Raw genomic sequence first — 21,515 nt, 5'->3', positions numbered from 1 at the left:
GGCCAAAATGGCGACGACCCATACGCGTTCGGCTGCGCGGTTGATGATGGCTCCGTCCGTCATCCTGCTGTTTGCCTGGATGATCGTGCCCCTTGGCATGACGATCTATTTCTCCCTGCTGCGCTACAACCTGCTGATGCCCGGCACGGAAGAATTCACCGGTCTGCTGAACTACGAGTTCTTCCTGACCGATCCGGCTTTCTTCGATGCGTTGAAGAACACGCTTCTCCTGGTTGGCGGCGTGCTTGCCATATCGGTGATCGGCGGAATTCTGATGGCGCTTCTGCTCGACCAGCCGATGTTCGGCCAGGGCATTGTGCGCATCCTGGTCATTGCGCCCTTCTTCATCATGCCAACGGTTGCGGCGCTGGTGTGGAAGAACATGTTCATGAACCCGGTCAACGGACTGTTTGCATGGCTCTTCCGCCTGCTCGGCGCGGAACCGCTGGACTGGCTGGCTGTGGCACCGCTGACCTCCGTCGTCATCATCGTGGCGTGGCAGTGGCTGCCCTTTGCAACGCTGATCCTGCTGACGGCGCTTCAATCGCTTGACGAAGAGCAGAAAGAAGCCGCCGAAATGGACGGTGCCGGTCCCATTTCCAAATTCATCTACATCACGCTCCCACACATGGCCCGCGCCATTACGGTGGTGGTACTGATCGAGACGATTTTCCTTCTGTCGGTCTTTGCCGAAATCCTCGTCACCACCAATGGCGGGCCGGGCACGCAGAGCACGAATATCACCTATCTCGTCTACACCCAGGCGCTTCTGCAGTTCGATGTGGGCGGAGCCTCTGCCGGTGGCATTGTCGCGGTCGTGCTGGCCAATATCGTTGCGATCTTCCTGATCCGCATGATCGGCAAGAATCTGGAGGCTTGATCCATGGCACGCAAAGTCTCTACTCAACGAAAAGTCGCCTTCACGGTGATGGCCTGGACCATCGGGTTCCTGATGTTCTTTCCGATCCTGTGGACCTTCCTCACCAGCTTCAAGTCGGAAGGCGATGCCATCGCTTCCCCTCCCGTCTTCCTCTTCTTCAACTGGACGATGGAAAACTACCACGAGGTGCAGAGTCGGTCGGACTACTTCAGCCATTTCTGGAATTCGGTGGTTATCTCGTTCGGCTCGACGCTGCTGGGCCTCCTCATTGCCATTCCTGCGGCCTGGGCCATGGCGTTTTCGCCGACCAAGCGCACCAAGGATGTGCTGATGTGGATGCTCTCCACCAAGATGATGCCGCCGGTTGGCGCGCTGATCCCGATCTATCTGATCTTCCGGGATGGCGGTCTCTTGGATAGCCGCATCGGACTCGTGGTGGTGCTGACCTTGATCAACCTGCCGATCATCGTCTGGATGCTCTACACCTACTTCAAGGAAATCCCGGGCGAGATTCTGGAAGCTGCCCGCATGGATGGTGCCTCCCTCATGAAGGAAGTCATCTATGTCCTGACACCGATGGCGGTTCCCGGCATTGCCTCCACCTTGTTGCTCAACATCATTCTGGCCTGGAACGAAGCCTTCTGGACGTTGAACCTGACAACCTCGAACGCGGCTCCGCTCACCACATTCATCGCCTCCTATTCCAGCCCCGAAGGTCTTTTCTACGCAAAGCTCTCTGCTGCCTCGACCATGGCGATCGCACCGATCGTCATCCTCGGATGGTTCAGCCAGAAGCAGCTCGTGCGCGGCCTGACCTTCGGCGCCGTGAAGTAGTCGGCCGTTATTCAAGGAAAACGAAGATGGGTTCCATTACTCTTCGCAGCGTCTCCAAGGTCTTTGGCGAAGCCAAGGTTATTCCGTCCATCGATCTTCAGATCAACGAGGGCGAGTTCGTGGTGTTCGTCGGCCCTTCCGGCTGCGGCAAGTCCACCCTGTTGCGCCTGATTGCCGGTCTGGAAGATGTGTCCGGCGGCGAGATTGTCATCGATGGGCAGAACGCGACGGAACTGCCACCGGCAAAGCGCGGTCTTGCCATGGTATTCCAGTCCTATGCGCTTTACCCGCATATGAGCGTGCGTTCCAACATCGCCTTCCCGCTGAAGATGGCGGGCATGGACAAGGGCGAGATCGACCGCAAGGTGTCCGATGCGGCGCGTGTTCTGAACCTTACCGATTATCTGGAGCGCAAGCCGCGTCAGCTGTCTGGCGGGCAGCGCCAGCGTGTCGCGATCGGTCGCGCCATTGTGCGTCAGCCGAAGGCCTTCCTGTTCGATGAGCCGCTGTCGAACCTCGATGCGGCGCTGCGCGTCAACATGCGTCTCGAGATCAGTGAGCTGCACCAGCAGCTCAAGACCACGATGATCTACGTGACGCACGACCAGGTGGAAGCCATGACCATGGCCGACAAGATCGTCGTGCTCAATCGCGGCAATATCGAACAGGTCGGCTCTCCCCTGGAGCTCTACCGCAAGCCAGCCAATCTGTTCGTCGCAGGCTTCATCGGGTCTCCGCGCATGAACCTCATTGAAGGTAAGTTTGCTGAGGCTAATGGTGCGAAGACGGTTGGCATCCGCCCGGAGCATATAGGTCTCTCCCGTGACAGCGGTCTCTGGGAAGGCACGGTCACGATTGCCGAGCATCTGGGTTCGGACACGTTCATGCATATCGAGGTTCCCGACGTCGGAACCGTTACGGCCCGTGCCGGTGGCGAGTTTGGCGTTCGCCACGGCGACCGAGTCTACCTGACGCCGGATGAAACCAAGCTGCATCGCTTCAACGACAGGGGGCTTGCGCTATGACGGGTCGTCTTCAGGGGAAATCTGCCATCATCACCGGCTCGGCACGGGGCATCGGGCGTGCTTTCGCGGAAGCCTATGTGCGCGAGGGTGCAACGGTTGCGATCGCCGATATCAATCTGGAGCGCGCGACCGAGACGGCCAACGAAATCGGCGCTCAAGCCTATGCGGTGCATCTTGATGTCACGCGTCAGGACAGCATCGACGAAGCCGTAAAGGCGGTCGAGGCGAAAACGGGCGGCGTCGATATTCTCATCAACAATGCGGCGCTGTTTGATCTGGCGCCCATCGTCGAGATCACCCGGCAGAGCTACGAGACGCTGTTTTCGATCAATGTCGCCGGTTCGCTGTTCATGCTGCAGGCAGTTGCCAGAAGCATGGTCGCCCGCGGGCAGGGCGGCAAGATCATAAACATGGCCAGTCAGGCAGGCCGACGGGGCGAAGCGCTGGTCGGTGTCTATTGTGCCACCAAGGCGGCAATCATTTCTCTGACGCAATCGGCAGGGCTCGATCTGATCAAGCATGGCATCAATGTCAACGCGATTGCCCCGGGCGTGGTCGATGGCGAGCATTGGGACGGCGTCGACGCGCATTTCGCCAGATATGAAAACCGGCCCCTCGGCGAAAAGAAGCGGCTTGTGGGAGAGTCGGTGCCCTTCGGTCGCATGGGCCGCGCCGAAGACCTGACCGGCATGGCCATTTTCCTGGCTTCTCCCGAGGCAGATTACATCGTCGCCCAGACATACAATGTCGACGGCGGCAACTGGATGAGTTGAGACGGGGCCGGTCACCATGAGAACGCCCAAGGTTTCAATGCACCCCCCTCTGCCTTGCCAGGCATCTCCCCCTCAAGGGGGGAGATCAGCAAGAAGCACACGCTCGACAGATACTCTCACTGAATCTGCCGAAAGTGGTTGGCTCTCATCGGGGCTGGAGGTGCGCCACGGGTCGATCTCCCCCCTTGAGGGGGAGATGTCCGGCAGGACAGAGGGGGGTAGTGCAACCTGTCGAGATCTTGAGGCGAACGTTTCAATCATTTTTTCCCTTCCCAGGACGTGACGTCATGACCATCAAACTCTCTCTATCCACGCTTGCCGATGCCGGCAAAACCGCCACTGTTCCGGGCTATGATCCGGGTCATCTCTCTGCGGGTATTCTGCATTTCGGTGTCGGAAACTTCCATCGTGCCCATCAGGCGGTCTATCTGGACGATCTGTTCAATCTTGGCCGGGACCATGACTGGGCCATCCTTGGAGCAGGCGTCCTGCCGTCCGACCAAGCCATGCGTGAAAAGCTTGCGGTTCAGGATTTCCTGACCACCGTCGTCGAGCAGGACAATAACAAGACTGGTGCACGGATTACGGCGCCGATGGTCGATATCCTGCCGGTCGGAGATTCTGGCGCCATTGTCGCGGCCCTGGCCGATCCGAAAATCCGGATCGTTTCAATGACCATTACCGAAGGCGGATACTTCATTGATGCCGAGGGCCATTTCAATCCGGCCCATCCAGCCATTGTTGCGGACAGCCAGACCCCCGCTCAGCCGAAGACGGTGTTCGGGCTGATCATCGCCGGTTTGAAGCTGCGGCGGGAGAAGGGCATCGCTCCCTTCACGGTCATGTCTTGTGACAATATTCCCGGCAATGGCCACGTGACGGAAAATACCGTCTGCGGTCTGGCCCGTCTCTCCGATCCGGCCTTTGCTAACTGGATCCATGAGAACGTGGCGTTTCCAAACTCCATGGTAGACCGGATTACGCCTGCGACCGGCAAGCGCGAGATCGACCTGCTCAACCACGAATTCGGCATTGACGACAACTGGCCTGTCTTCTGCGAGGAATTCAAGCAGTGGGTGATGGAAGACAATTTTTCTGCTGGCCGTCCAGCGCTGGAAAAAGTGGGTGTGCAATTTGTGGCCGACGTTGCCCCCTACGAGCTGATGAAGATCCGTATCCTGAATGGTGGGCATGCGGCGATTGCCTATCCGGCAGCGCTTCTCGACATTCATTTCGTGCATGAGGCGATGGAGCATCCGCTGATCCGGGCCTTCCTTGCCAAGCTGGAACGCGAGGAGATCATTCCCATCGTGCCACCAGTGCCGGATACGGATCTCAACGACTATTACCAACTGATCGAGCGGCGTTTTCTCAACCCGAAGATCGGCGACACTATTCCGCGCCTCGCTCAGGATGGCTCCAACCGCCAGCCAAAATTCATCCTGCCCTCGACCGTAGACCGTTTGAGGCAGGGGCAGGATATCGTTGGGCTGTCATTGGTTTCAGCCCTCTGGTGCCGATATTTTGCCGGAACGACGGACAGTGGCAAGCCAATCGTCTTCAACGATGCGAGCGCGGAAAAACTTCAAGCTGCCGCTCTTCAGGCGAAAGACAATCCGGATGCCTTTCTGGTCTTCGCTGAAATATTTGGTGCCGTATCCGGTTCCGAGCATTTCCGCAGCCGTTTTGCGCATGCCTTGAAGACCCTGTGGACGAAGGGGACGTCTGAGACACTTCGGCTCTATCTTGATGATCGTCTGATCGGCTAAGTTTGCTCCATGTTGAACGTACGCGAACCCCTGTTGATCTTTGATTGCGACGGTGTGCTGGTGGATAGCGAACCGCTCTCCATCCGTGTGCTGCTGGATACGGTGGCTGCGCATGGTGGCCATCTGACCGAGGCCGAAGCCTATCAACGATTTCTGGGGCGCAGCATGGCAACGCTTGTCTCGGTACTGGACACGGACTTCGACATCCGTGCTGATGCCGCGTTCCTGGAGCGGATGCGGCGGGCTCTCTACAGCCGGTTCGAGCAGGAGTTACAGCCGATTGCAGGTATGGCGGAGATTCTGGCCCATTTTCCCTGGCGTAAATGCGTTGCATCCTCAAGTCAGCCCGAACGCATTCGTCTCTCGCTTGGCCTGACGGGATTGAGGGACTTTCTAGAGCCGTATATCTTCAGCGCCACGATGGTGAAAAACGGTAAGCCTGCGCCCGATCTTTTTCTTCATGCGGCAAAAGAAATGGGCGTAGACCCCCACTCTTGTATTGTGGTCGAGGATAGTCCGGCAGGTATTCTGGCGGCTCAACGAGCAGGTATGAAAGTCTTTGCCTTCACTGGCGGATCGCATGCGGACCGGGAAGACTATCGTACCGAGATTTCCGCACTTAAGCCGACCGTCACATTTGACGACATGGCTGATTTGATCCACCTTGTCGCAAAAGAGTGTGAGTCTCCAGCCTGAGATCGGCGTTGATGCAAGGGTGGGGGCCCAACGGGATGGAAAGCAGAGCCTAATGCGGGAGTATCTGGTCGCGGTCGATATAGGGACGACCAGTGCGCGCGCAGGCATTTTCAGTCGTGACGGTCGAATGTTGGCAAAGGCCCTTCACCCGATTGAAATGCGGCGGGGACCAGGCGATTTTGCCGAACACGATTCGGAAGACATATGGCGTGCGACTTGCCATGCCGTACGCCAGGCCCTGTCATTATCCGGACTGAAAGCCTCGCAGATCGCTGGCCTGGGGTTCGATGCGACCTGTTCTCTCGTCATCCGCGATAGCCAAGGCGCGCCGCTCTGCGTTTCAGAAACGGGCGATCCGCGTTTCGATACGATTGTCTGGCTCGATCACCGTGCCGTGGCTGAAGCCGAGGAAATGAACGCGACAGGCCATCCGGTTCTCGATCATGTCGGCGGCTCGCTTTCACCCGAGATGCAGATCCCGAAACTCATGTGGTTCAAGCGGTACATGCCGAAGCAGTGGCAAAAGTCTGGCTTCTTCTTCGATCTTGCCGATTTCATGACCTGGCGTGCGACAGGATCTCCCACTCGTTCGCGCAGCACGCTGACCGCCAAATGGAACTATCTTGCTCACGAGCAACAGGGTTGGAATCTCGATTTTCTTGCTCGGGCCGGGCTGGAGGATTTTCGCGAAAGAGGCGGCCTTACGGACCATAGTGCGGGGCCCGGAGCTGCCATCGGAAATCTCAACGCAAAGGCTGCGCAAGAGCTTGGCCTTGATGAAGCATGCGTTGTTTCGGCGGGATTGATCGATGCCTATGCCGGTGGGCTTGGCCTTCTCGCCGGTGTTCTGGACAATGATGAGGCACTTGAAAGGAACGCCGCACTGATTGGCGGAACATCCAGCTGTCTGGTCGCCTTTTCAAGGACGCAACGTCACGGTGCGTCGCTTTGGGGACCATTTTTCGAAGCGGCGCTCGATCACTTCTGGTTGATGGAGGGTAGTCAATCCGCCACAGGAGCGCTTCTCGATCATATTGTGCGAATGCATGCCAGTGGCGGCGAGCCTGACGCGGCGCGCCATCAGTCAATCATTGATCGAATCACCGTTCTGCGGGCCCAAGAAGGTGAGCGTTTTGGAGAAGGCCTGCATATTCTTCCGGACTTCCACGGAAATCGTTCTCCTCTTGCCAATCCGCGTGCAACTGGCGTGCTGAGCGGGCTGACGCTCGATACAAGTTTCGACGGTCTGTGCCGGATCTACTGGCGCACCTGTGTTGCGCTGGTTCTCGGCCTGCGGCATATTCTCGATGCGATGGAAGAGATCGGGTATCGTTTCGACATGCTGCATGCCGGGGGAGGTCACATTAATAACCCACTGCTTGTGGAGCTTTATGCGGATGTGACGGGGCGTGCCATCCGTATCCCCCATGCGCCAGATGCGGTGCTTCTGGGCTCCGCAATGGCGGCATCCGTGGCGGCCGGGATGAATGCAACGATGGCGGATGCCGGCAGAACGATGGATCAGGGTGGAACGATCCGTCGGTGCGATCCGGCGCGCAAGGAGCTTTACGACCGCGACTACAGGCGCTTCCTGGTCATGCATCGTCATCGGGCCGAACTGGAACGAATTTGAATCAGTCGGCCTCACCGCTTGTTTGAAAAATCTCCCCCTCCTACATGGGTGGTAACAAAAGGAGCCGCGACCCATGCTTTTCGATGCCGCGCGACTATCGCTGATCAACCTATTTGCGCAGGAAACACGCTCCGTGTTCTGGAAAGTCCTGGGCTTGACCATCCTGGTGCTGATCGGCCTGTGGTTTGCCCTGCGGGAGGTCTTCGCCCTTTATATCTGGCCGTATTTTGCGCAGTTGATGCCGACCGTGCCGGACTGGGCAGGCTGGCTGACTTTCCTATTCGCCATCCTGGCCGGGATCGGACTGGCACTCGGGCTAGCGCTTCTGATTGCGCCCATCACAGCGCTGATTGCCGGTCTGTTTCTGGATGATGTGGCGGAGGTGGTCGAGAAGCGGGACTATGCCTTAGATGCACCCGGTATGGCCCTACCGCTTGGCCGCGCCATTCTGGAATCCGTGCAATTTCTCGGAGTTGTCATCGTCGGCAATATCATCGCCCTGTTTCTGCTGTTCATTCCAGGCGTCAATCTTCTCGCCTTCTTCCTCGTGAACGGTTACCTGCTGGGGCGTGAATTCTTCGAATTCGCCGCCATGCGCTTTCGCACACCGCCGGAAGCCAAGGCCTTTCGCCAGAAACATAAGGGGACGGTGTTTCTGGCGGGCCTTCTGATCGCGGCATTCCTGGCTATCCCATTCGTCAATCTGCTGACGCCCCTGTTTGCGGCGGGGCTGATGGTGCACCTTCACAAGGCGATCAGCCGCCGCGATCCGTCATTCACTCTCGTCGGCCAGACTGGAAGCGCCAATCATCTGCGCGGGTAATTCCTCAAGGACAGCCGGAATATCGTTCGTCTTGGCGGGATAGCGGCAGAGATCGGCAATGACGCAAGTTTCGCATTCCGGCTTGCGCGCCTTGCAGGTGTAGCGTCCATGCAGGATCAGCCAGTGGTGCGCGTGTAAGAGATAATCCTTCGGGATCACCCGCAGCAGGTTTTCCTCCACTGCATCCGGGGTCGTGCCCGGAGCCAGCTTGATGCGGTTGGCTATACGGAAAACATGGGTATCGACGGCCAATGTTGGAATGCCGAAGGCCATCGACATAACGACGTTGGCCGTCTTGCGACCTACGCCCGGCAAACGCATCAGTTCTTCGCGCGTCTTTGGCACTTCACTGCCGAATTCATCAATCAGCATTCGACAGAGCGCGATGACGTTTTTTGCCTTGTTGCGATAAAGCCCAATGGTCTTGATGTGCTCTATGACTCCGTCTTCGCCGAGCGCCAGCATTTTTTCCGGCGTATCGGCAATCTGGAACAGTTTGCGCGTGGCGCGATTGACCCCGACATCGGTTGCCTGGGCGGATAGAGCCACCGCCACCACGAGTGTAAACGGGTTCACATGTTCCAGTTCGCCCTTCGGTTCCGGTCTCTGGATCGAGAACCTACGGAAGATTTCTTCCAGTTCTGCCTTGTTATAGGCGGTGCGGGCATGTCTGCGGCTTCTCGCCGCGCCATTTGACTTTTGTCTGGTTTGCATGTGGATTAGGTTTCAAGAGTTGCCATATGGCTTGTATCGCAAGGCAGAGGATGGAAGGCAACGTGCAGGCGACAGAAGAACAACCGGTTTTTTCCGCGGAACTCACTCCGTATCGCTCCCTTGGGTCACGCGGTTTCCGCATCATGCTGGCCATCAGCGGCGCCATTTGCATGCTGCATGCGATCTTCTTCCTCGCGACAGGGGCTTGGCCGATCGGGCTTTTCTTCGGCCTGGATTTCCTTTTGCTATGGGGTGCTTTCCTGCTGAACTATCGCTCAGGGCGGGCGCGCGAAGAGGTGACCGTCTCGCGGACCAGTGTTTCCGTCCGCAAATTTTCGCCTGCCGGGCGCGTGGTCGAGCACAGCTTCAACCCCTTCTGGGCGAGATTCAGAGTACGCCGTCACCACGAGTTCGGCATTACCTCCATGCATGTGACGGGAGAGGGGCGGCATACGGATATCGGATCCTTCCTGAACCCTGATGATCGGGAAAGCTTTGCAAAGGCCTTTCGTTCCGCACTGGCGACGGTGAAGCAGCGGATCTGATATTTACCTGTTTCTCGTTAAGCAAGAAACGGGTGGCGTGTCGCGCGCCGGCGTGATGAATTGCGCCGACGAATAGGAACTCTGCTATGAACGCATTCTCGCCCGCGCCCGAAACGGTTAACGACATTACGCCCTCTGGCGAAGACTATGCCATCGTCAAGCAGGTCATCGAGCTGATCACTCTTGATTATCGCGAGCAGCCATCGCTGGGCGCGATCGCAGCAGAACTCGGCCAATCGCCTACGCAATTGCAAAAGGTGTTCACGCGTTGGGCGGGGCTTTCACCGAAGGCCTTTCTGCAGGCGGTGACGCTGGACCACGCCAAACGGTTGCTGCATCAGGAGGAGCTTCCGCTTCTGGAAACCTCGCTGGAGGTTGGCCTGTCCGGCCCCAGCCGGTTGCATGATCTTTTCGTGACGCACGAAGCCATGAGCCCGGGAGAGTGGAAGGCAAAAGGCGGTGGACTGACCATGCGCTATGGTTTCCATCCGTCACCCTTCGGGCTGGCGCTGGTGATGGTTACAGATCGAGGGCTTGCGGGACTGGCCTTTACGGATGACGAGGGTGGACGCGATGCCTGTTTTCACGACATGGCACGGCGCTGGCCGAATGCCCTTTACGTCGAGGAGCCAGAGACGACCGCGCCCTATGTCTCCCGTGTTTTCGACGCTCGAAGGTGGGCCTGCGAAGAGCCGTTGCGCGTGGTTCTCATTGGGTCGGATTTCCAGATCCGGGTCTGGCAAAGTCTGTTGAAAATACCCTTCGGCAAGGCTGTGACCTATTCCGATGTGGCGCGCGATATAGGTCAGCCGACAGCCAGCCGCGCAGTGGGAGCTGCCATCGGGCGCAACCCGATCTCCTTCGTGGTTCCATGCCATCGGGCGCTCGGCAAAAGCGGCGCTCTGACCGGCTATCACTGGGGCCTTACGCGCAAGCGCGCCATTCTCGGCTGGGAAGCGGGGAAGGGGTGAGGGAACTTGATGCAGCGGTTCTCTTGTGAGATCATTCGACGATGAAAAGTAGTATTGAACTTTCTGACGATATCAGCCGCCGCATCGATCTCTTGGCGGAGCGCTCGCGGCTTACCAGAAGTCAAATCATTGAAGACGCTCTCGCCAATGGCCGGTCTCTTGCCTGGCAGGAGCGTTGGATCGCGGGAGTTCAATCTGGCCTTGACGAGGCGGACAGTGGAGAGTTCGCATCCGAGGATGAGATTTCTCGTGTACTGACCAAGTATGATCCGGTTTGAGCGTGAAAATCGTCTGGACGCGGCGTTACCTTCGCGAGCTTGAGGCGATCGGTGATTTTGTGGCTGAGCGCAATCCCCGTGCTGCCGCGCAGCTCGTTCGAGTGATCCACTCGCGGATCGAACAGCTGCTGTCCGACAATCCATTTGCTGGTCGTATCGGATAGATTCCGGGAACGAGGGAACTCGTCATAAGCGGAACGTCTTATATCGTCGCTTACCGTGTTAACGAGGAAGCGGTCGAAATATTGTTTGTTCAACATGGCGCCAAGGCGTGGCCAGATGAGGTTTAGCCTTTAGCGAGCAATGCCCGCGCGGCGCCCTCATCGGTAATCAGCGTATTGCAGCCGATGCGGCGGATGGTGGCGAGAATGGCATGGGCGCGGTGGGCCCCGCCCGAGGATAGCACGATGTGCTTTGCCTTCTTCAGAGTATCCAGATCGACGGACATGACCCGCTCGTTGATGGGATGATCGATCGTGCGGCCTTCGGCGTCCAGGAAATTGAACATGGTGTCGCAGACGCAGCCCGCCTCAATCAGATCCTGAAGCTCAGTCTTCGAGATGAAGCCCTCTGACAGCGAAGTCGAGTGCGGGCCGATATCGCCGCAGGAAACGATGGCAAGATCGAGATTTTCGGCAAGATCGTAGATGGTTTTCAGACCGCATTGTTCGATAAGCGCCCGTTTGGTCTGAACGGAATCCACCAGGAGCGGCGCAAGGAACATATAACACTCCGCCCCCAACTGGCTGGCAAGGCGCCAGGTGTAGTCGATAGGGTTGGTTTGGTGCACGGCAACAATGCCACCGAGCAGGGAAACCACCTTGCAGTTCTCCCGCCGCGGCGGGCGAAAGCCGGAAAGCGAGGCGGTCATGGTTCGGCCCCAGCCGACGCCGATTGTCATATCATCGGCCACCACTTCCGTCAGGAAATGGCCAAGCGCTAGACCGACCGCCTTTGCAATGCCACCCGCATTGGATCGATCCGGTGCCGGTACGACGATGGCCTCATCCAGCCCGTAGGCCTTTTCGAGCTTGACGGCGAGTTCGACGCAATCATCGATCCCCTCGCTAATCCAGATCTGAACCTCGGACCGCTTCAAGGCCTCGTCCAGCATGCGAATGACGGTGGAGCGGCTGATGCCGAGCTTTTCTGCGACATCCTTTTGCGTCAGGCCCTGATTGTAATAGAGCCATGCGGCGCGCAACCGAAGGGATGCGGCTTCCGAATAGGCCTGATGCGTTTCGCGTCTGAGCTTTGCCACTGCGCCTGCTGTTATCCGTTGATATGTTTCGTCGGAACTATCTGTTGAGATGAAACAAATGTCAAATCCATTCAGCAAATGTCTTGACTTCAGCGTGTGAGCGCGCACATAGTAGACTCATGGGAGAGCAGACTCTCCGACCGCAAATGAAAGCGTTAGGAACATCGGATGGCATCCAAACTTGAACAACTCCGCGCCATGACCACGGTGGTCGCCGATACGGGCGATATCGAGGCGGTTGCGCGTCTGAAGCCGGTGGATTGCACCACCAATCCCACGATCGTACTCAAGGCGCTGGGCACCCCGGCTTTCGCCGACAAGGTCAAGGAAGCGATTACCTGGGGAAAGAGCCAGAACGGATCGTCCGATGCTGTGGTGGCTGCCGTTGCCGATCGTCTGGCAATTTCTGTTGGTGCAGCTCTGGCAGAACTGGTGCCCGGTCGCGTTTCCACGGAAGTGGATGCAGACCTCTCCTTCGACACAGAGGCCTCGATTGCAAAGGCGCAGGGCATCATTGCCGCCTACAAGGAGCGCGGCATCGAGCGGGATCGTATCCTGATCAAGCTCGCCTCCACCTGGGAAGGCATCAAGGCGGCCGAAGTTCTGCAGACGGAAGGCATCGACTGCAACCTGACACTTCTGTTCTCCAAGGCTCAGGCCATCGCCTGTGCCGATGCGAAGGTGTTCCTCATTTCGCCGTTCGTCGGTCGTATTCTCGACTGGTACAAGAAATCGACAGGTCAGGATTACACGGCAGAGACCGATCCGGGCGTCGTTTCCGTGCGCCAGATCTACAATTACTACAAGGCCAATGATATTAAGACGATCGTCATGGGTGCGTCTTTCCGCAATGCTGGCGAAATCGAGGCGCTGGCAGGTTGCGACCGCCTGACGATCAGCCCTGCGCTGCTGGACGAGCTGGACAAGGCTGAAGGCACGCTTGAACGGAAGCTTTCGCCGGACAACATCACCGAAGATGCATTCCAGCCGATCGACGAGAAGAAGTTCCGCTGGATGCTGAACGAGGACGCGATGGCGACGGAAAAGCTGTCGGAAGGCATTCGCCTGTTTGCGAAGGATCTCGTGGCCCTGCGCGAGATGGTGAAGAAAGAACTGGCTGCCGCCTGATGCCCTCACGTTGAGACGAATAAAGCGGCCTGTTTCGAACGGGCCGTTTTTTATGCCTTGGAGAGCGTTCGTGCCTGAAAACTGTTGCGAAGGAAGGCCAGGATGAACACTACCGTCATCAATAGAACGATGGTGGGGGCTGGCGCACTATCGATGAAGAAGCTCGCATAGATGCCCACGAACGAGCAGCCGACTGCAACGGCAACGGACGTCAGAAGCATGGCGTGGAAGCGACGGGCCAGCAGATAGGCGATTGCACCCGGCGCCACCAGAAATGCGACCGCGAGAATGATGCCAACCGCTGTCAGCGCGCCCACAACTGTCAGAGACAGGACCGTTAGCAAGCCATAATGCAGTATTGTGACTGGAAGGCCGATCGCTTTGGCATGCTGGGCATCGAAGGCGTGCAGCAGCAGGTCTTTTCGCAAGATCACCAGAAAGAGTGTTGCGGCCAGAGCGATCAATCCAGACTGCAGCAGGTCGGCAGGCCCGATTCCCAGCATGTCGCCAAACAGGATGTGATCGAGATGCACGTCGCTTTTCACGGCAACAAACATCACGAGGCCGAGACCGAACATACCGGAAAAGACGATGCCGAGAACGGTATCTTCCTTGATGCGGCTGTTTTCCTTGATGAAGCCGGTGCCGATGGCGCAGACGAGCCCGGCAACGAAGGCGCCCAATGCCAATGGCAAAGAGAGCATGTAGGCCAGCACTACACCCGGAAGTACGGCGTGAGAGACCGCATCCCCCATCAGTGACCAGCCCTTCAACACCAGAAAGCAGGAGAGCATGGCCATGGGAATGCAGATCATCAGTGTCACCAGAAAGGCGTTCTGCATGAAAGGAAGCTGGAAGGGCAGGATGACCCATTCGAGGAACGCGCTCATGCCGTCTCCTGCAGTGTTAGTCTGCGGCGCCGACGGGCCGCCAGCACGCCATGTTTGGGCGCAAACACGAAGGCTGTGAGGAAGATCAGCGTTTGCAGCACGACGATGATGCCGCCGGTGGCACCGTTGAGGAAATAGCTCGCATAGGCGCCCACGAAGCTTGTGACGGCGCCGATCCCAGCGGCCATGGCGATGAGTTTCTCGAAGCGGTCGGTCAGCAGATAGGCGGTCGCACCGGGCGTTACCACCATGGCAACGACGAGAAAGGCGCCCACTGTTTGAAGCGCCGCAACTGTTGATGCGGCCAGCAGAGTGAAGAACAGAACCTTCAGCAGATCCGGCCTCAAACCGATGGTGCGGGCATGGTTCTCATCGAAGAAGGCCACCATCAGATCCTTCCACTTCAGGCTCAGAATCAAGAGGCTGATGCCGCCGATCAGCAGCAATTGCAGCTTGTCTTCCGGGGTGATGGCCAGAATATTGCCGAGCACGATGGTCTGGATGTTCACCGAGGTGGGCGAGAGCGACACCATGAACAGGCCAAGCCCGAAGAAGGATGTGAAGATCAGGCCGATGATCGCATCTTCCTTTAGGCGCGTGCGTTGGTTGAGAAACAGCATGGCCCCCGCCGCCAGTCCGCCGGACATAAAGGCGCCCAGCGCGAAGGGCAGGCCCAGCATATAGGCCCCTGCAACGCCCGGCACGATGGCATGGGACAGGGCATCGCCGATCAGCGACCAGCCTTTGAGCATGAGGTAGGCGGAGAGAAAGCCGCACACCCCGCCGACCAGCGCACTGACCCAGATGGCATCCAGCATGTAGCCGTAGGAGAAGGGCTCAAGAAGCGTCTGGAGCATCGGCCGCCTCCTGCTCTGCCTGATGATCCGGGCTGGCCTGCGGTTTGGCGACAAGCTTGCCGCCGTCCTTGCCATAGGTCACGTATGGCCGCTCATCGTCGGTAATGACGCGGACATGCCGCGCGTCGTCGTCGTCATGCAGGTCTGCGCCGCCAAGAATGAAATGCCGCAAGACCCCGCCAAACGCCTTTTCCAGATTGGTTTCGTTGAAGGTCTCCTCGGTCCGTCCATAGGCGATGACAGTGCCTTTCACGAAGACCGTGCGGTCGCAAAAATCCGGAACGCTGCCGAGGTTATGAGTAGAGACCAGCATGATGCGGCCTTCATCGCGCAAGGATTTCAGGAGCGATATGATCTGCTCTTCGGTGGTGACATCCACGCCCGTAAAGGGCTCATCCAGCAGAATGACCTGACCTTCCTGAGCCAGTGCGCGGGCAAGGAAAACGCGTTTGCGCTGACCGCCGGACAGTTCGCCGATCTGGCGTTTGCGAAAGGCCTCCATGTTCACCCGCCGCAGCGCCTGCGTCACCATCTCCTTGTCGCGGCGAGAGGGAATGCGCAGAAAATTCATGTGGCCGTAGCGTCCCATCATCACCACGTCTTCCACAAGAACCGGGAAGTTCCAATCCACCTCTTCTGCCTGCGGAACATAGGCAACAAGGTTCTGCTTCAGTGCCTGCCTGGCGGGCATGCCCAGCATGTCCACATGGCCTTCCGCCAGACCGACAAAGCCCATGATCGCCTTGAAAAGAGTGGATTTTCCGGCACCGTTCACGCCGACCAGCGCTGTGATGGTGCCCTTCGGAATGGTAAAGCTTGCATCGCGCAGCGCCACATGGCCGTTCTTGTAGGCGACCGTTACATGGCTGACAGAGAGCCCCGAACTGAAGCGCTTCGATTTACCCATCATCATGGTGCAAGCCCTTTCACGATGGTGCTGGTGGTGACCTTCAAGAGATCGAGATAGGTCGGAACCGGGCCGTTCGCCTCACTGAGCGAATCGACGTAAAGGACGCCGCCATAACGGGCACCCGTTTCGCGGGCGACCTGCTTTGCGGGATCGGGTGAAACCGTACTTTCCGAGAAGACGACGCCGATCTTGTTGGCCCTGACCGCATCGATGACCGCCTTGACCTGCTGCGGCGTGCCCTGGCTGTCGGCATTGACCGGCCAGAGGTAAAGTTCCTTCATGCCGAAATCGCGGGCCAGATAGGAGAATGCGCCTTCGCTTGTGACCAGCCAGCGGTTGGTTTCCGGCAGCTTCGACAAGGCATCGCGCATGGGTTGGACAGCAGCGCGGATCTTATCGCTATAGGTCTTGGCGTTCCTGTTGTAGGTCTCGGTATTCGTAGGGTCGATGCCAACCAGAGCCTTGCGAATATTCTCCACATAGATCAGCGCATTTTCCGGCGACATCCAGGCATGCGGGTTTGGCTTGCCCTGATAGGCTCCGCCAGCAATCGCCATGGGAGTGACCCCGTCCGATACGGTGACACTTGGTACCTTGCCGAGATTAACCAGGAATTTTTCGAACCATTGTTCCAGATTGAGGCCGTTGCGCAGAACCAGGTTTGCATCTCTTGCGCGCAAAATGTCGCGGGGGGTCGGCTGGTAATTATGGATCTCCGCGCCGGGCTTGGTGATGCTTTCGACGTCGGCTGCATCCCCTGCAACGTTGCGGGCCATATCCGCGATGATGGTGAAGGTCGTCACCACTTTTGGCTTTTCGGCAGCGTGGCTGCTGGTCCAAAGCATCGAGAAAACAAGGCAAAGCGGCACGGCAAGGCGGAACAGAGACACGGTATCGGATCCTTATTGCAAATGGTTCGCATTACAATGTAGCGGCAGAAGTTGAACTGTCAATGCTATTGCAAATCACTTGCATTAGATGCGTCAGTCCGCGTGTTCTGTCTCGAATTGATGCATCGTCAGGCTGTGGATTGCGGTGCCGTATTAAAGCTTCTTCAAGAGTAATGATGGAGGATGCCTCGTCTCGAGATTTGTATTGCGTCGATTGGAGTTAAGCATGCCGGAGTGCCGGGCGTGAAAGGCGTAAAAATACGACTGTCACGCACTCTCGTCATGATTCTGGGAGGAGGACTGCTTCTTATCGGTGGAAGCGGAGCAGCGGCCCTGTATGTGGGTGCCGACAAGCTGCTTGGTCCCTCCTGGGAAGAGGTGAACGGCCTCAAATGCACGACGCTTCAGGAAATCAAGCTCAAGCAGGAAGGACATTCCTGGGTCCGCCGGTTTGTCTTTGCCGAAGGCGGGGATGGTCCGCAGCGGTTGAAGACCGCGGTCCGGGTCGCAAAAGCGGTCCAGAAGTCGGAAAAGGCCGATCTGGTTCAGGTGACTGTTCTTGACAAGAACGGACCGACGCAACGGGCAGCCATGCGCGGCCGGGCGATCGGTGCCCAGGTCATTTACATTCCCGACACGACCAAAGCGCCCGATCCGAGTGATCCGGTTCTTTCCGGCTTTTATGTCGAAGGGGCAGCCAATCACGGCGAATTTTTCGGCCTGAAGATCTCTCCACCGCTGGAGGATCTTGAGGTGATGGCTGCCGCCCTCAAGGATTTCGAAGACTGCGTCTCGCCGATCATTCCCGAGGCAGCCGATCCGCATGGTGCAAAGCCCGCCAAGGGCGCGAAGGGTGCGAAGGGCGCAGACCACGGTGCAAAATCGGGTCACGGGGAAGCCTCCGGACACGACAAGCCTGCGGCTGACAAGGGCCATGGTGAGAAGGCCCCGGACGGACATGCTCCTGCGGCTGAAGGTGCGGCTCATGAAGAGGCGCCCAAGAGCGAAGGTCTCGTAAGCTCTCTGACCAACATGATTTTCGGCAACAAATCGCAGGCGGCGGAAGCTGCGGCCCAGCACGGGGCTGAGCCTGCAAATGCCAGCCAGGCAGAACAGAAGACCGAGGTCGCGGGTGATCACACGACGCCGAGCCCCGAACATACGGCTGCGGCAGAACAGCCCGGTTTCCTGGACCGTATCAAGGGCATGATCTTCGGTAGCGATAAACCGACCGTGACCGAAAAGCCTGTCTCGCCTGCGCCAACTGCATCCGCGGATGGCAAGCCGGAGCCTCATGAAGCAGCGGGCAAGGCGAGCGGCAAAGGCGATGGCATCGACCCGATGAAGGTGGCAGCTCCCACGGATGCGCCGAAGGCTGCGCCGGCACCCAAGCCCTCGCACTGAACAGTATCAGAATGCGAAAGGCCCACCATGCGGCGGGCCTTGCTTCATTGCATTTCGAACGGCGTGATCAGTCGGCCTTGTTGCGGCGGGCCGGGAAGAGGATCACGTCGCGGATCGACGGCGCATTCGTCAACAGCATGATCAGGCGGTCCACACCGATGCCGAGACCGCCAGCGGGCGGCATGCCCTGATCGATGGCATCGAGGAACTCGTCGTCCAGTTGCTTGTCCTTTTCGCCGCGGGCATGCGCCTGCTCCAGCTGCTCTTCCATACGGCGACGCTGTTCTTCCGGGTCGTTGAGTTCGGAGAAGGCGTTGCCCACTTCCCAGGCGTTGCAATAGGTCTCAAACCGCTCGACCAGACGCGGCTCGCCTGGAACCTCCTTGGCGAAGGGCGAAATGTCCTTCGGGAAATGCGTGACGTGAGATGGCTGGATCAGCGTGCCTTCCACCTTTTCCTCAAAAATGAAGGCCAGGCATTCACCCCAGGTCCAGTCCTTTTCGACTTCAAAACCGGCGGCCTTGGCGGCGGCGCGTGCTTCTTCATCCGTCTTGATGGAGAGGAAGTCGATACCGGTCGCTTCCTTCACCGCATCCGGCATTGGAACGCGCTTGAACGGCCCCTTGAAGGAGAGCGTCTTGTCACCGAAGACCACATCGGTCGTGCCGTGGACGGAGGTTGCCAGATGCTCGAACAGGCGCTCGACCAGCGCCATCATGTCTTCGTAGTCCGCGTAAGCCCAGTAGCATTCCATCATGGTGAATTCTGGATTGTGCCGGGTGGAAACGCCTTCGTTGCGGAAGTTGCGGTTGATCTCGAACACCTTGTCCGAGAGACCGGAAACCAGCGTGCGCTTGAGGAACAGTTCCGGCGCGATACGCAGATACATGTCCATCTTCAGCGTGTTATGGAAGGTCTTGAACGGATCAGCTGTCGCGCCGCCGTAAACCGTCTGCAGCATGGGGGTTTCGACTTCGAGGAAGCCTTCGCCTTCGAGGAAGTGACGGAAGCCGGAAACGATCTTCGAGCGTTGCTGGAAACGCAGCTTGCTTTCCTCGTTCGATAGGATGTCGAGGTGACGCTTGCGGTAGCGAATTTCGACGTCGGCAATACCGTTCCACTTTTCGGGCATTGGCAGCAGCGACTTCGTCAGCATGGTGATCTCATGCGCGTTGATCGTCAGCTCGCCGCGCTTGGTACGACGCACCACGCCTGTCACGCCAATGATATCGCCGATATCGATCATCGACAGCATGTCGCGCGCGGCTTCAGGCGTCGTATCCTTGTGGCTGAAGATCTGGACCTTGCCCGACGCATCGCGGATGTCCATGAACATGCCGGAATTGCGCGAGGAATAGACGCGGCCTGCGACGGTGACGATATCCTGCGTCTCCACGTCAGGCTCAAGGCTTTCGTATTTCGCTGCGAGTTCCGCATTCGTCATGGTGCGGTGGAAGTGCGCGGGATAGACATCGCCAATCTTGTCGCGCAGCAGCGCCAGTTTCTGGCGCCGCACTGCGGTCGCGTCGGAGGAGAGGGCGGTTTCGGTCTTCTGTTCGGTCATTGGGCTTGCCTCTTGGGGCTGGTTGTTTTGCTCTGCCGGTACGCCTTGCTCGACTAACCCTCCCCCTTGTGGGGAGGGTCGGAGCGGAGCGACGGGGAGGGGAAGCATCTTGCTCTGGGCAAAGACCCCTCCCTAACCCTCCCCACAAGGGGGAGGGAACTCGCCGCGTTGGCTATTACTTCTCTGCACCCACCATGGAGGCGACGACAGTTGCGGCGATCTTCAGGCGCTGGCGCACCACGGAGCGGCCAAGGAGCGCCATCGAGTCAAACAGTGGCAGGGAACGCTGGCTGCCCGACATGGCGATGAAGAGCGGCGGGGTGACCACACGCAGCTTCTTGCCCAGCTTGTCGGCCACAGCGCGCAATTCCTGATCGATGGATTCCGTCGTCCATTCCGGCATCTTTTCGAAATCGGCCTGAACGGTATTGATGATCTCCAGCGTCTCAGCGGGCGAGGTTTTCAGGCCACCGAAGGAGGCAGGTGTCAGGCCCACATCCGATGACAGCAGGAAGCCACCGAGGTTCGGCAGTTCGCCGAGCTTCGAAATGCGGCTCTGGGCGAGCTTCAGACCTTCGGTCAGACGACCATTTTCCGAAGCCCATTCGATGGTGCGGGCAATGAACTCTTCAGGGGTCAGCTTTTCGCGCAGCCAGCGGCCGTTCAGCCAGTCAAGCTTCTGGATGTCGAAAATCGCGCCCGCCTTGGAAAGATTGTCCGGGTCGAACTTGTCCGCCAGTTCTTCCATCGACAGAAGCTCTTCGCCTTCCGCGATCTGGATGAAGAACAGCCCAAGGAAGTTCATCAGCGCTTCCGGAAGATAGCCGAGTGCCGAATAATAGGAGATCGACGTCGGGTTCTTGCGCTTGGAGAGCTTGGACTTGTCGGCATTGCGCATCAGAGACAGATGCATGAACTTCGGCTCGTCCCAGCCGAAATAGCGATACAGAAGGATGTGCTTTGGCACAGATGCCAGCCATTCCTCGCCGCGTGCCACATGCGTGATCTTCATCAGATGGTCGTCGATGACGTTAGCCATATGGTAGGTCGGCATACCATCGGCCTTGATGAGAACCTGCATGTCCACCGAAGACCACGGAATCGACACATCGCCATAGACGCCGTCGTTGAATTCGCAGGCGCCTTCTGTCGGGATCTTCATGCGGATGACCGAGGCTTCGCCCGCGTCCATCTTGGCCGTCACTTCTTCGGCGGAGTAGCGCAGGCACAGACCGTCATAGCCCGGAGGCTTGCCGTTGGCGCGCTGCTCTTCGCGCATCTTCTCCAGACGCTCCGGCGTGCAGAAACAGCGGAAGGCATGGCCCTTGTCCAGCAGTTCCTGCGCGAAGGGCTGATACATGTCCTTGCGGTCGGACTGGCGGTAGGGACCATAGGGGCCGCCGACATCCGGGCCTTCCTTCCACTCAAGACCGCACCAGCGCAGTGCATCCAGCACCTTCTGCTCGAATTCGCGGGTGGAGCGTGTGGCATCGGTGTCCTCGATGCGCAGAATGAATTCGCCGCCATGCTTCTTGGCGAAGAGGTAGTTGAACAGCGCGATATAGGCCGTGCCGACATGCGGCTCGCCGGTTGGAGAAGGTGCGATGCGGACGCGGACGCCGGAAGTGCTCATTTGTGCCTGCTCAAAAAAAGGAAATGGCGCGTCGGAA

General features: G+C 58.3%; 22 protein-coding genes. 14 read left to right on the top strand and 8 right to left on the bottom strand.

Translation table 11 applies throughout. From position 1 onward, the window contains the following. Positions 1-7 precede the first annotated feature (7 nt). The 8 genes from MUU53_RS04965 (at position 8) to MUU53_RS04930 (ending at position 8,433) form a co-directional block, all read left to right on the top strand. Positions 8-880, top strand: a complete 873-nt coding sequence (locus MUU53_RS04965) for a carbohydrate ABC transporter permease (RefSeq protein ID WP_247259895.1) — start codon at positions 8-10, stop codon at positions 878-880. A gap of 3 nt (positions 881-883) precedes the next feature. Next, on the top strand, positions 884-1,714 hold the full coding sequence (locus MUU53_RS04960) for a carbohydrate ABC transporter permease (RefSeq protein WP_062555815.1): 831 nt from the start codon (positions 884-886) through the stop codon (positions 1,712-1,714). Positions 1,715-1,740: 26 nt separating this feature from the next. After that, positions 1,741-2,739, top strand: a complete 999-nt coding sequence (locus MUU53_RS04955) for an ABC transporter ATP-binding protein (RefSeq protein WP_247259894.1) — start codon at positions 1,741-1,743, stop codon at positions 2,737-2,739. After that, complete coding sequence (locus tag MUU53_RS04950; RefSeq protein WP_247259893.1) at positions 2,736-3,512, top strand: L-iditol 2-dehydrogenase; 777 nt, start codon at positions 2,736-2,738, stop codon at positions 3,510-3,512. Before MUU53_RS04955 ends, MUU53_RS04950 begins: the two co-directional genes overlap by 4 nt. A gap of 287 nt (positions 3,513-3,799) precedes the next feature. Continuing rightward, positions 3,800-5,281 (top strand): mannitol dehydrogenase family protein, encoded by a 1,482-nt coding sequence (locus MUU53_RS04945; RefSeq protein WP_247259892.1) that lies wholly within the window; start codon positions 3,800-3,802, stop codon positions 5,279-5,281. A 9-nt stretch (positions 5,282-5,290) separates the two neighbouring features. Beyond that, positions 5,291-5,977 carry an HAD family hydrolase gene (locus MUU53_RS04940; RefSeq protein ID WP_247259891.1) on the top strand — a complete coding sequence of 229 codons (687 nt, stop codon included), beginning with the start codon at positions 5,291-5,293 and terminating at the stop codon, positions 5,975-5,977. Between the two features lie 52 nt (positions 5,978-6,029). After that, positions 6,030-7,610, top strand: coding sequence for an FGGY-family carbohydrate kinase (locus tag MUU53_RS04935; RefSeq protein ID WP_247259890.1), 1,581 nt, complete (start codon positions 6,030-6,032; stop codon positions 7,608-7,610). A gap of 73 nt (positions 7,611-7,683) precedes the next feature. Beyond that, positions 7,684-8,433, top strand: a complete 750-nt coding sequence (locus MUU53_RS04930; protein WP_247259889.1) for a sulfate transporter family protein — start codon at positions 7,684-7,686, stop codon at positions 8,431-8,433. On the opposite strand, the gene nth is transcribed toward MUU53_RS04930, so the two are convergent. Further along, positions 8,383-9,147, bottom strand: a complete 765-nt coding sequence (gene nth, locus MUU53_RS04925; protein ID WP_247259888.1) for an endonuclease III — start codon at positions 9,145-9,147, stop codon at positions 8,383-8,385. The two genes, MUU53_RS04930 and nth, sit on opposite strands and share 51 nt — an antisense overlap. A gap of 50 nt (positions 9,148-9,197) precedes the next feature. On the opposite strand from nth, the gene MUU53_RS04920 reads away from it, so the two are divergent. From MUU53_RS04920 to MUU53_RS23285, 4 genes are all read left to right on the top strand, one after another. Then, positions 9,198-9,692 carry a DUF2244 domain-containing protein gene (locus MUU53_RS04920; RefSeq protein WP_247259958.1) on the top strand — a complete coding sequence of 165 codons (495 nt, stop codon included), beginning with the start codon at positions 9,198-9,200 and terminating at the stop codon, positions 9,690-9,692. 86 nt (positions 9,693-9,778) lie between these two features. Then, positions 9,779-10,663 carry a methylated-DNA--[protein]-cysteine S-methyltransferase gene (locus tag MUU53_RS04915; RefSeq protein WP_247259887.1) on the top strand — a complete coding sequence of 295 codons (885 nt, stop codon included), beginning with the start codon at positions 9,779-9,781 and terminating at the stop codon, positions 10,661-10,663. A gap of 41 nt (positions 10,664-10,704) precedes the next feature. Continuing rightward, a complete protein-coding gene (locus MUU53_RS04910; protein WP_062555806.1) occupies positions 10,705-10,941 on the top strand; it encodes a CopG family ribbon-helix-helix protein in 237 nt (78 codons plus the stop codon). A 2-nt stretch (positions 10,942-10,943) separates the two neighbouring features. Further along, on the top strand, positions 10,944-11,105 hold the full coding sequence (locus MUU53_RS23285; RefSeq protein WP_343229099.1) for a type II toxin-antitoxin system RelE/ParE family toxin: 162 nt from the start codon (positions 10,944-10,946) through the stop codon (positions 11,103-11,105). A 122-nt stretch (positions 11,106-11,227) separates the two neighbouring features. On the opposite strand, the gene MUU53_RS04900 is transcribed toward MUU53_RS23285, so the two are convergent. Beyond that, positions 11,228-12,202, bottom strand: coding sequence for a sugar-binding transcriptional regulator (locus tag MUU53_RS04900; protein ID WP_247259886.1), 975 nt, complete (start codon positions 12,200-12,202; stop codon positions 11,228-11,230). Positions 12,203-12,370: 168 nt separating this feature from the next. Between MUU53_RS04900 and tal the strand changes: the two genes are divergently transcribed. Next, entirely contained in the window at positions 12,371-13,330 is a 960-nt protein-coding gene (tal, locus tag MUU53_RS04895; RefSeq protein WP_247259885.1) for a transaldolase, read from the top strand. Positions 13,331-13,380: 50 nt separating this feature from the next. Here tal and MUU53_RS04890 read toward each other — a convergent pair whose 3' ends face one another. Genes MUU53_RS04890 through MUU53_RS04875 form a run of 4 tightly spaced genes read right to left on the bottom strand, consistent with a single transcriptional unit; the run spans position 13,381 to position 16,832 of the window. After that, the gene (locus tag MUU53_RS04890; RefSeq protein WP_247259884.1) at positions 13,381-14,220 is read right to left on the bottom strand and encodes a metal ABC transporter permease; all 840 of its coding nucleotides are present in this window, start codon (positions 14,218-14,220) and stop codon (positions 13,381-13,383) included. Continuing rightward, complete coding sequence (locus MUU53_RS04885; RefSeq protein WP_247259883.1) at positions 14,217-15,077, bottom strand: metal ABC transporter permease; 861 nt, start codon at positions 15,075-15,077, stop codon at positions 14,217-14,219. The genes MUU53_RS04890 and MUU53_RS04885 overlap by 4 nt, the downstream gene beginning before the upstream one ends. Then, positions 15,058-15,990: a manganese/iron ABC transporter ATP-binding protein gene (locus MUU53_RS04880; protein WP_281434991.1), complete on the bottom strand. Its 933-nt coding sequence runs from the start codon at positions 15,988-15,990 to the stop codon at positions 15,058-15,060. The genes MUU53_RS04885 and MUU53_RS04880 overlap by 20 nt, the downstream gene beginning before the upstream one ends. Beyond that, the gene (locus MUU53_RS04875; RefSeq protein WP_247259956.1) at positions 15,987-16,832 is read right to left on the bottom strand and encodes a metal ABC transporter substrate-binding protein; all 846 of its coding nucleotides are present in this window, start codon (positions 16,830-16,832) and stop codon (positions 15,987-15,989) included. The genes MUU53_RS04880 and MUU53_RS04875 overlap by 4 nt, the downstream gene beginning before the upstream one ends. A 288-nt stretch (positions 16,833-17,120) precedes the next feature. Between MUU53_RS04875 and MUU53_RS04870 the strand changes: the two genes are divergently transcribed. After that, complete coding sequence (locus MUU53_RS04870; protein WP_247259882.1) at positions 17,121-18,281, top strand: hypothetical protein; 1,161 nt, start codon at positions 17,121-17,123, stop codon at positions 18,279-18,281. A gap of 67 nt (positions 18,282-18,348) precedes the next feature. Here MUU53_RS04870 and lysS read toward each other — a convergent pair whose 3' ends face one another. Beyond that, a complete protein-coding gene (gene lysS, locus MUU53_RS04865) occupies positions 18,349-19,845 on the bottom strand; it encodes a lysine--tRNA ligase (protein WP_247259881.1) in 1,497 nt (498 codons plus the stop codon). Between the two features lie 175 nt (positions 19,846-20,020). After that, positions 20,021-21,478 (bottom strand): glutamate--tRNA ligase, encoded by a 1,458-nt coding sequence (gene gltX, locus MUU53_RS04860; RefSeq protein WP_247259880.1) that lies wholly within the window; start codon positions 21,476-21,478, stop codon positions 20,021-20,023. Positions 21,479-21,515 lie beyond the last annotated feature (37 nt).

This window comes from Affinirhizobium lemnae, assembly GCF_022968395.1.
Classification (GTDB): domain Bacteria; phylum Pseudomonadota; class Alphaproteobacteria; order Rhizobiales; family Rhizobiaceae; genus Neorhizobium; species Neorhizobium lemnae.
This window is presented reverse-complemented; position numbering and strand designations above follow the sequence as displayed.

Excerpts from the sequence above, each read along its gene's own strand:
- MUU53_RS04915 (WP_247259887.1), top strand. The coding sequence starts at position 9,779 with ATGAACGCATTCTCGCCCGCGCCCGAAACGGTTAACGACATTACGCCC.
- MUU53_RS04920 (WP_247259958.1), top strand. The coding sequence starts at position 9,198 with ATGGAAGGCAACGTGCAGGCGACAGAAGAACAACCGGTTTTTTCCGCG.
- MUU53_RS04955 (WP_247259894.1), top strand. The coding sequence starts at position 1,741 with ATGGGTTCCATTACTCTTCGCAGCGTCTCCAAGGTCTTTGGCGAAGCC.
- MUU53_RS04950 (WP_247259893.1), top strand. The coding sequence starts at position 2,736 with ATGACGGGTCGTCTTCAGGGGAAATCTGCCATCATCACCGGCTCGGCA.
- gltX (WP_247259880.1), bottom strand. The coding sequence starts at position 21,478 with ATGAGCACTTCCGGCGTCCGCGTCCGCATCGCACCTTCTCCAACCGGC.
- tal (WP_247259885.1), top strand. The coding sequence starts at position 12,371 with ATGGCATCCAAACTTGAACAACTCCGCGCCATGACCACGGTGGTCGCC.
- MUU53_RS04945 (WP_247259892.1), top strand. The coding sequence starts at position 3,800 with ATGACCATCAAACTCTCTCTATCCACGCTTGCCGATGCCGGCAAAACC.
- MUU53_RS04960 (WP_062555815.1), top strand. The coding sequence starts at position 884 with ATGGCACGCAAAGTCTCTACTCAACGAAAAGTCGCCTTCACGGTGATG.
- nth (WP_247259888.1), bottom strand. The coding sequence starts at position 9,147 with ATGCAAACCAGACAAAAGTCAAATGGCGCGGCGAGAAGCCGCAGACAT.
- MUU53_RS04930 (WP_247259889.1), top strand. The coding sequence starts at position 7,684 with ATGCTTTTCGATGCCGCGCGACTATCGCTGATCAACCTATTTGCGCAG.
- MUU53_RS04880 (WP_281434991.1), bottom strand. The coding sequence starts at position 15,990 with ATGATGATGGGTAAATCGAAGCGCTTCAGTTCGGGGCTCTCTGTCAGC.
- MUU53_RS04935 (WP_247259890.1), top strand. The coding sequence starts at position 6,030 with ATGCGGGAGTATCTGGTCGCGGTCGATATAGGGACGACCAGTGCGCGC.
- MUU53_RS04875 (WP_247259956.1), bottom strand. The coding sequence starts at position 16,832 with ATGCTTTGGACCAGCAGCCACGCTGCCGAAAAGCCAAAAGTGGTGACG.
- MUU53_RS04885 (WP_247259883.1), bottom strand. The coding sequence starts at position 15,077 with ATGCTCCAGACGCTTCTTGAGCCCTTCTCCTACGGCTACATGCTGGAT.
- MUU53_RS04965 (WP_247259895.1), top strand. The coding sequence starts at position 8 with ATGGCGACGACCCATACGCGTTCGGCTGCGCGGTTGATGATGGCTCCG.
- MUU53_RS04890 (WP_247259884.1), bottom strand. The coding sequence starts at position 14,220 with ATGAGCGCGTTCCTCGAATGGGTCATCCTGCCCTTCCAGCTTCCTTTC.
- lysS (WP_247259881.1), bottom strand. The coding sequence starts at position 19,845 with ATGACCGAACAGAAGACCGAAACCGCCCTCTCCTCCGACGCGACCGCA.
- MUU53_RS04940 (WP_247259891.1), top strand. The coding sequence starts at position 5,291 with ATGTTGAACGTACGCGAACCCCTGTTGATCTTTGATTGCGACGGTGTG.
- MUU53_RS04910 (WP_062555806.1), top strand. The coding sequence starts at position 10,705 with ATGAAAAGTAGTATTGAACTTTCTGACGATATCAGCCGCCGCATCGAT.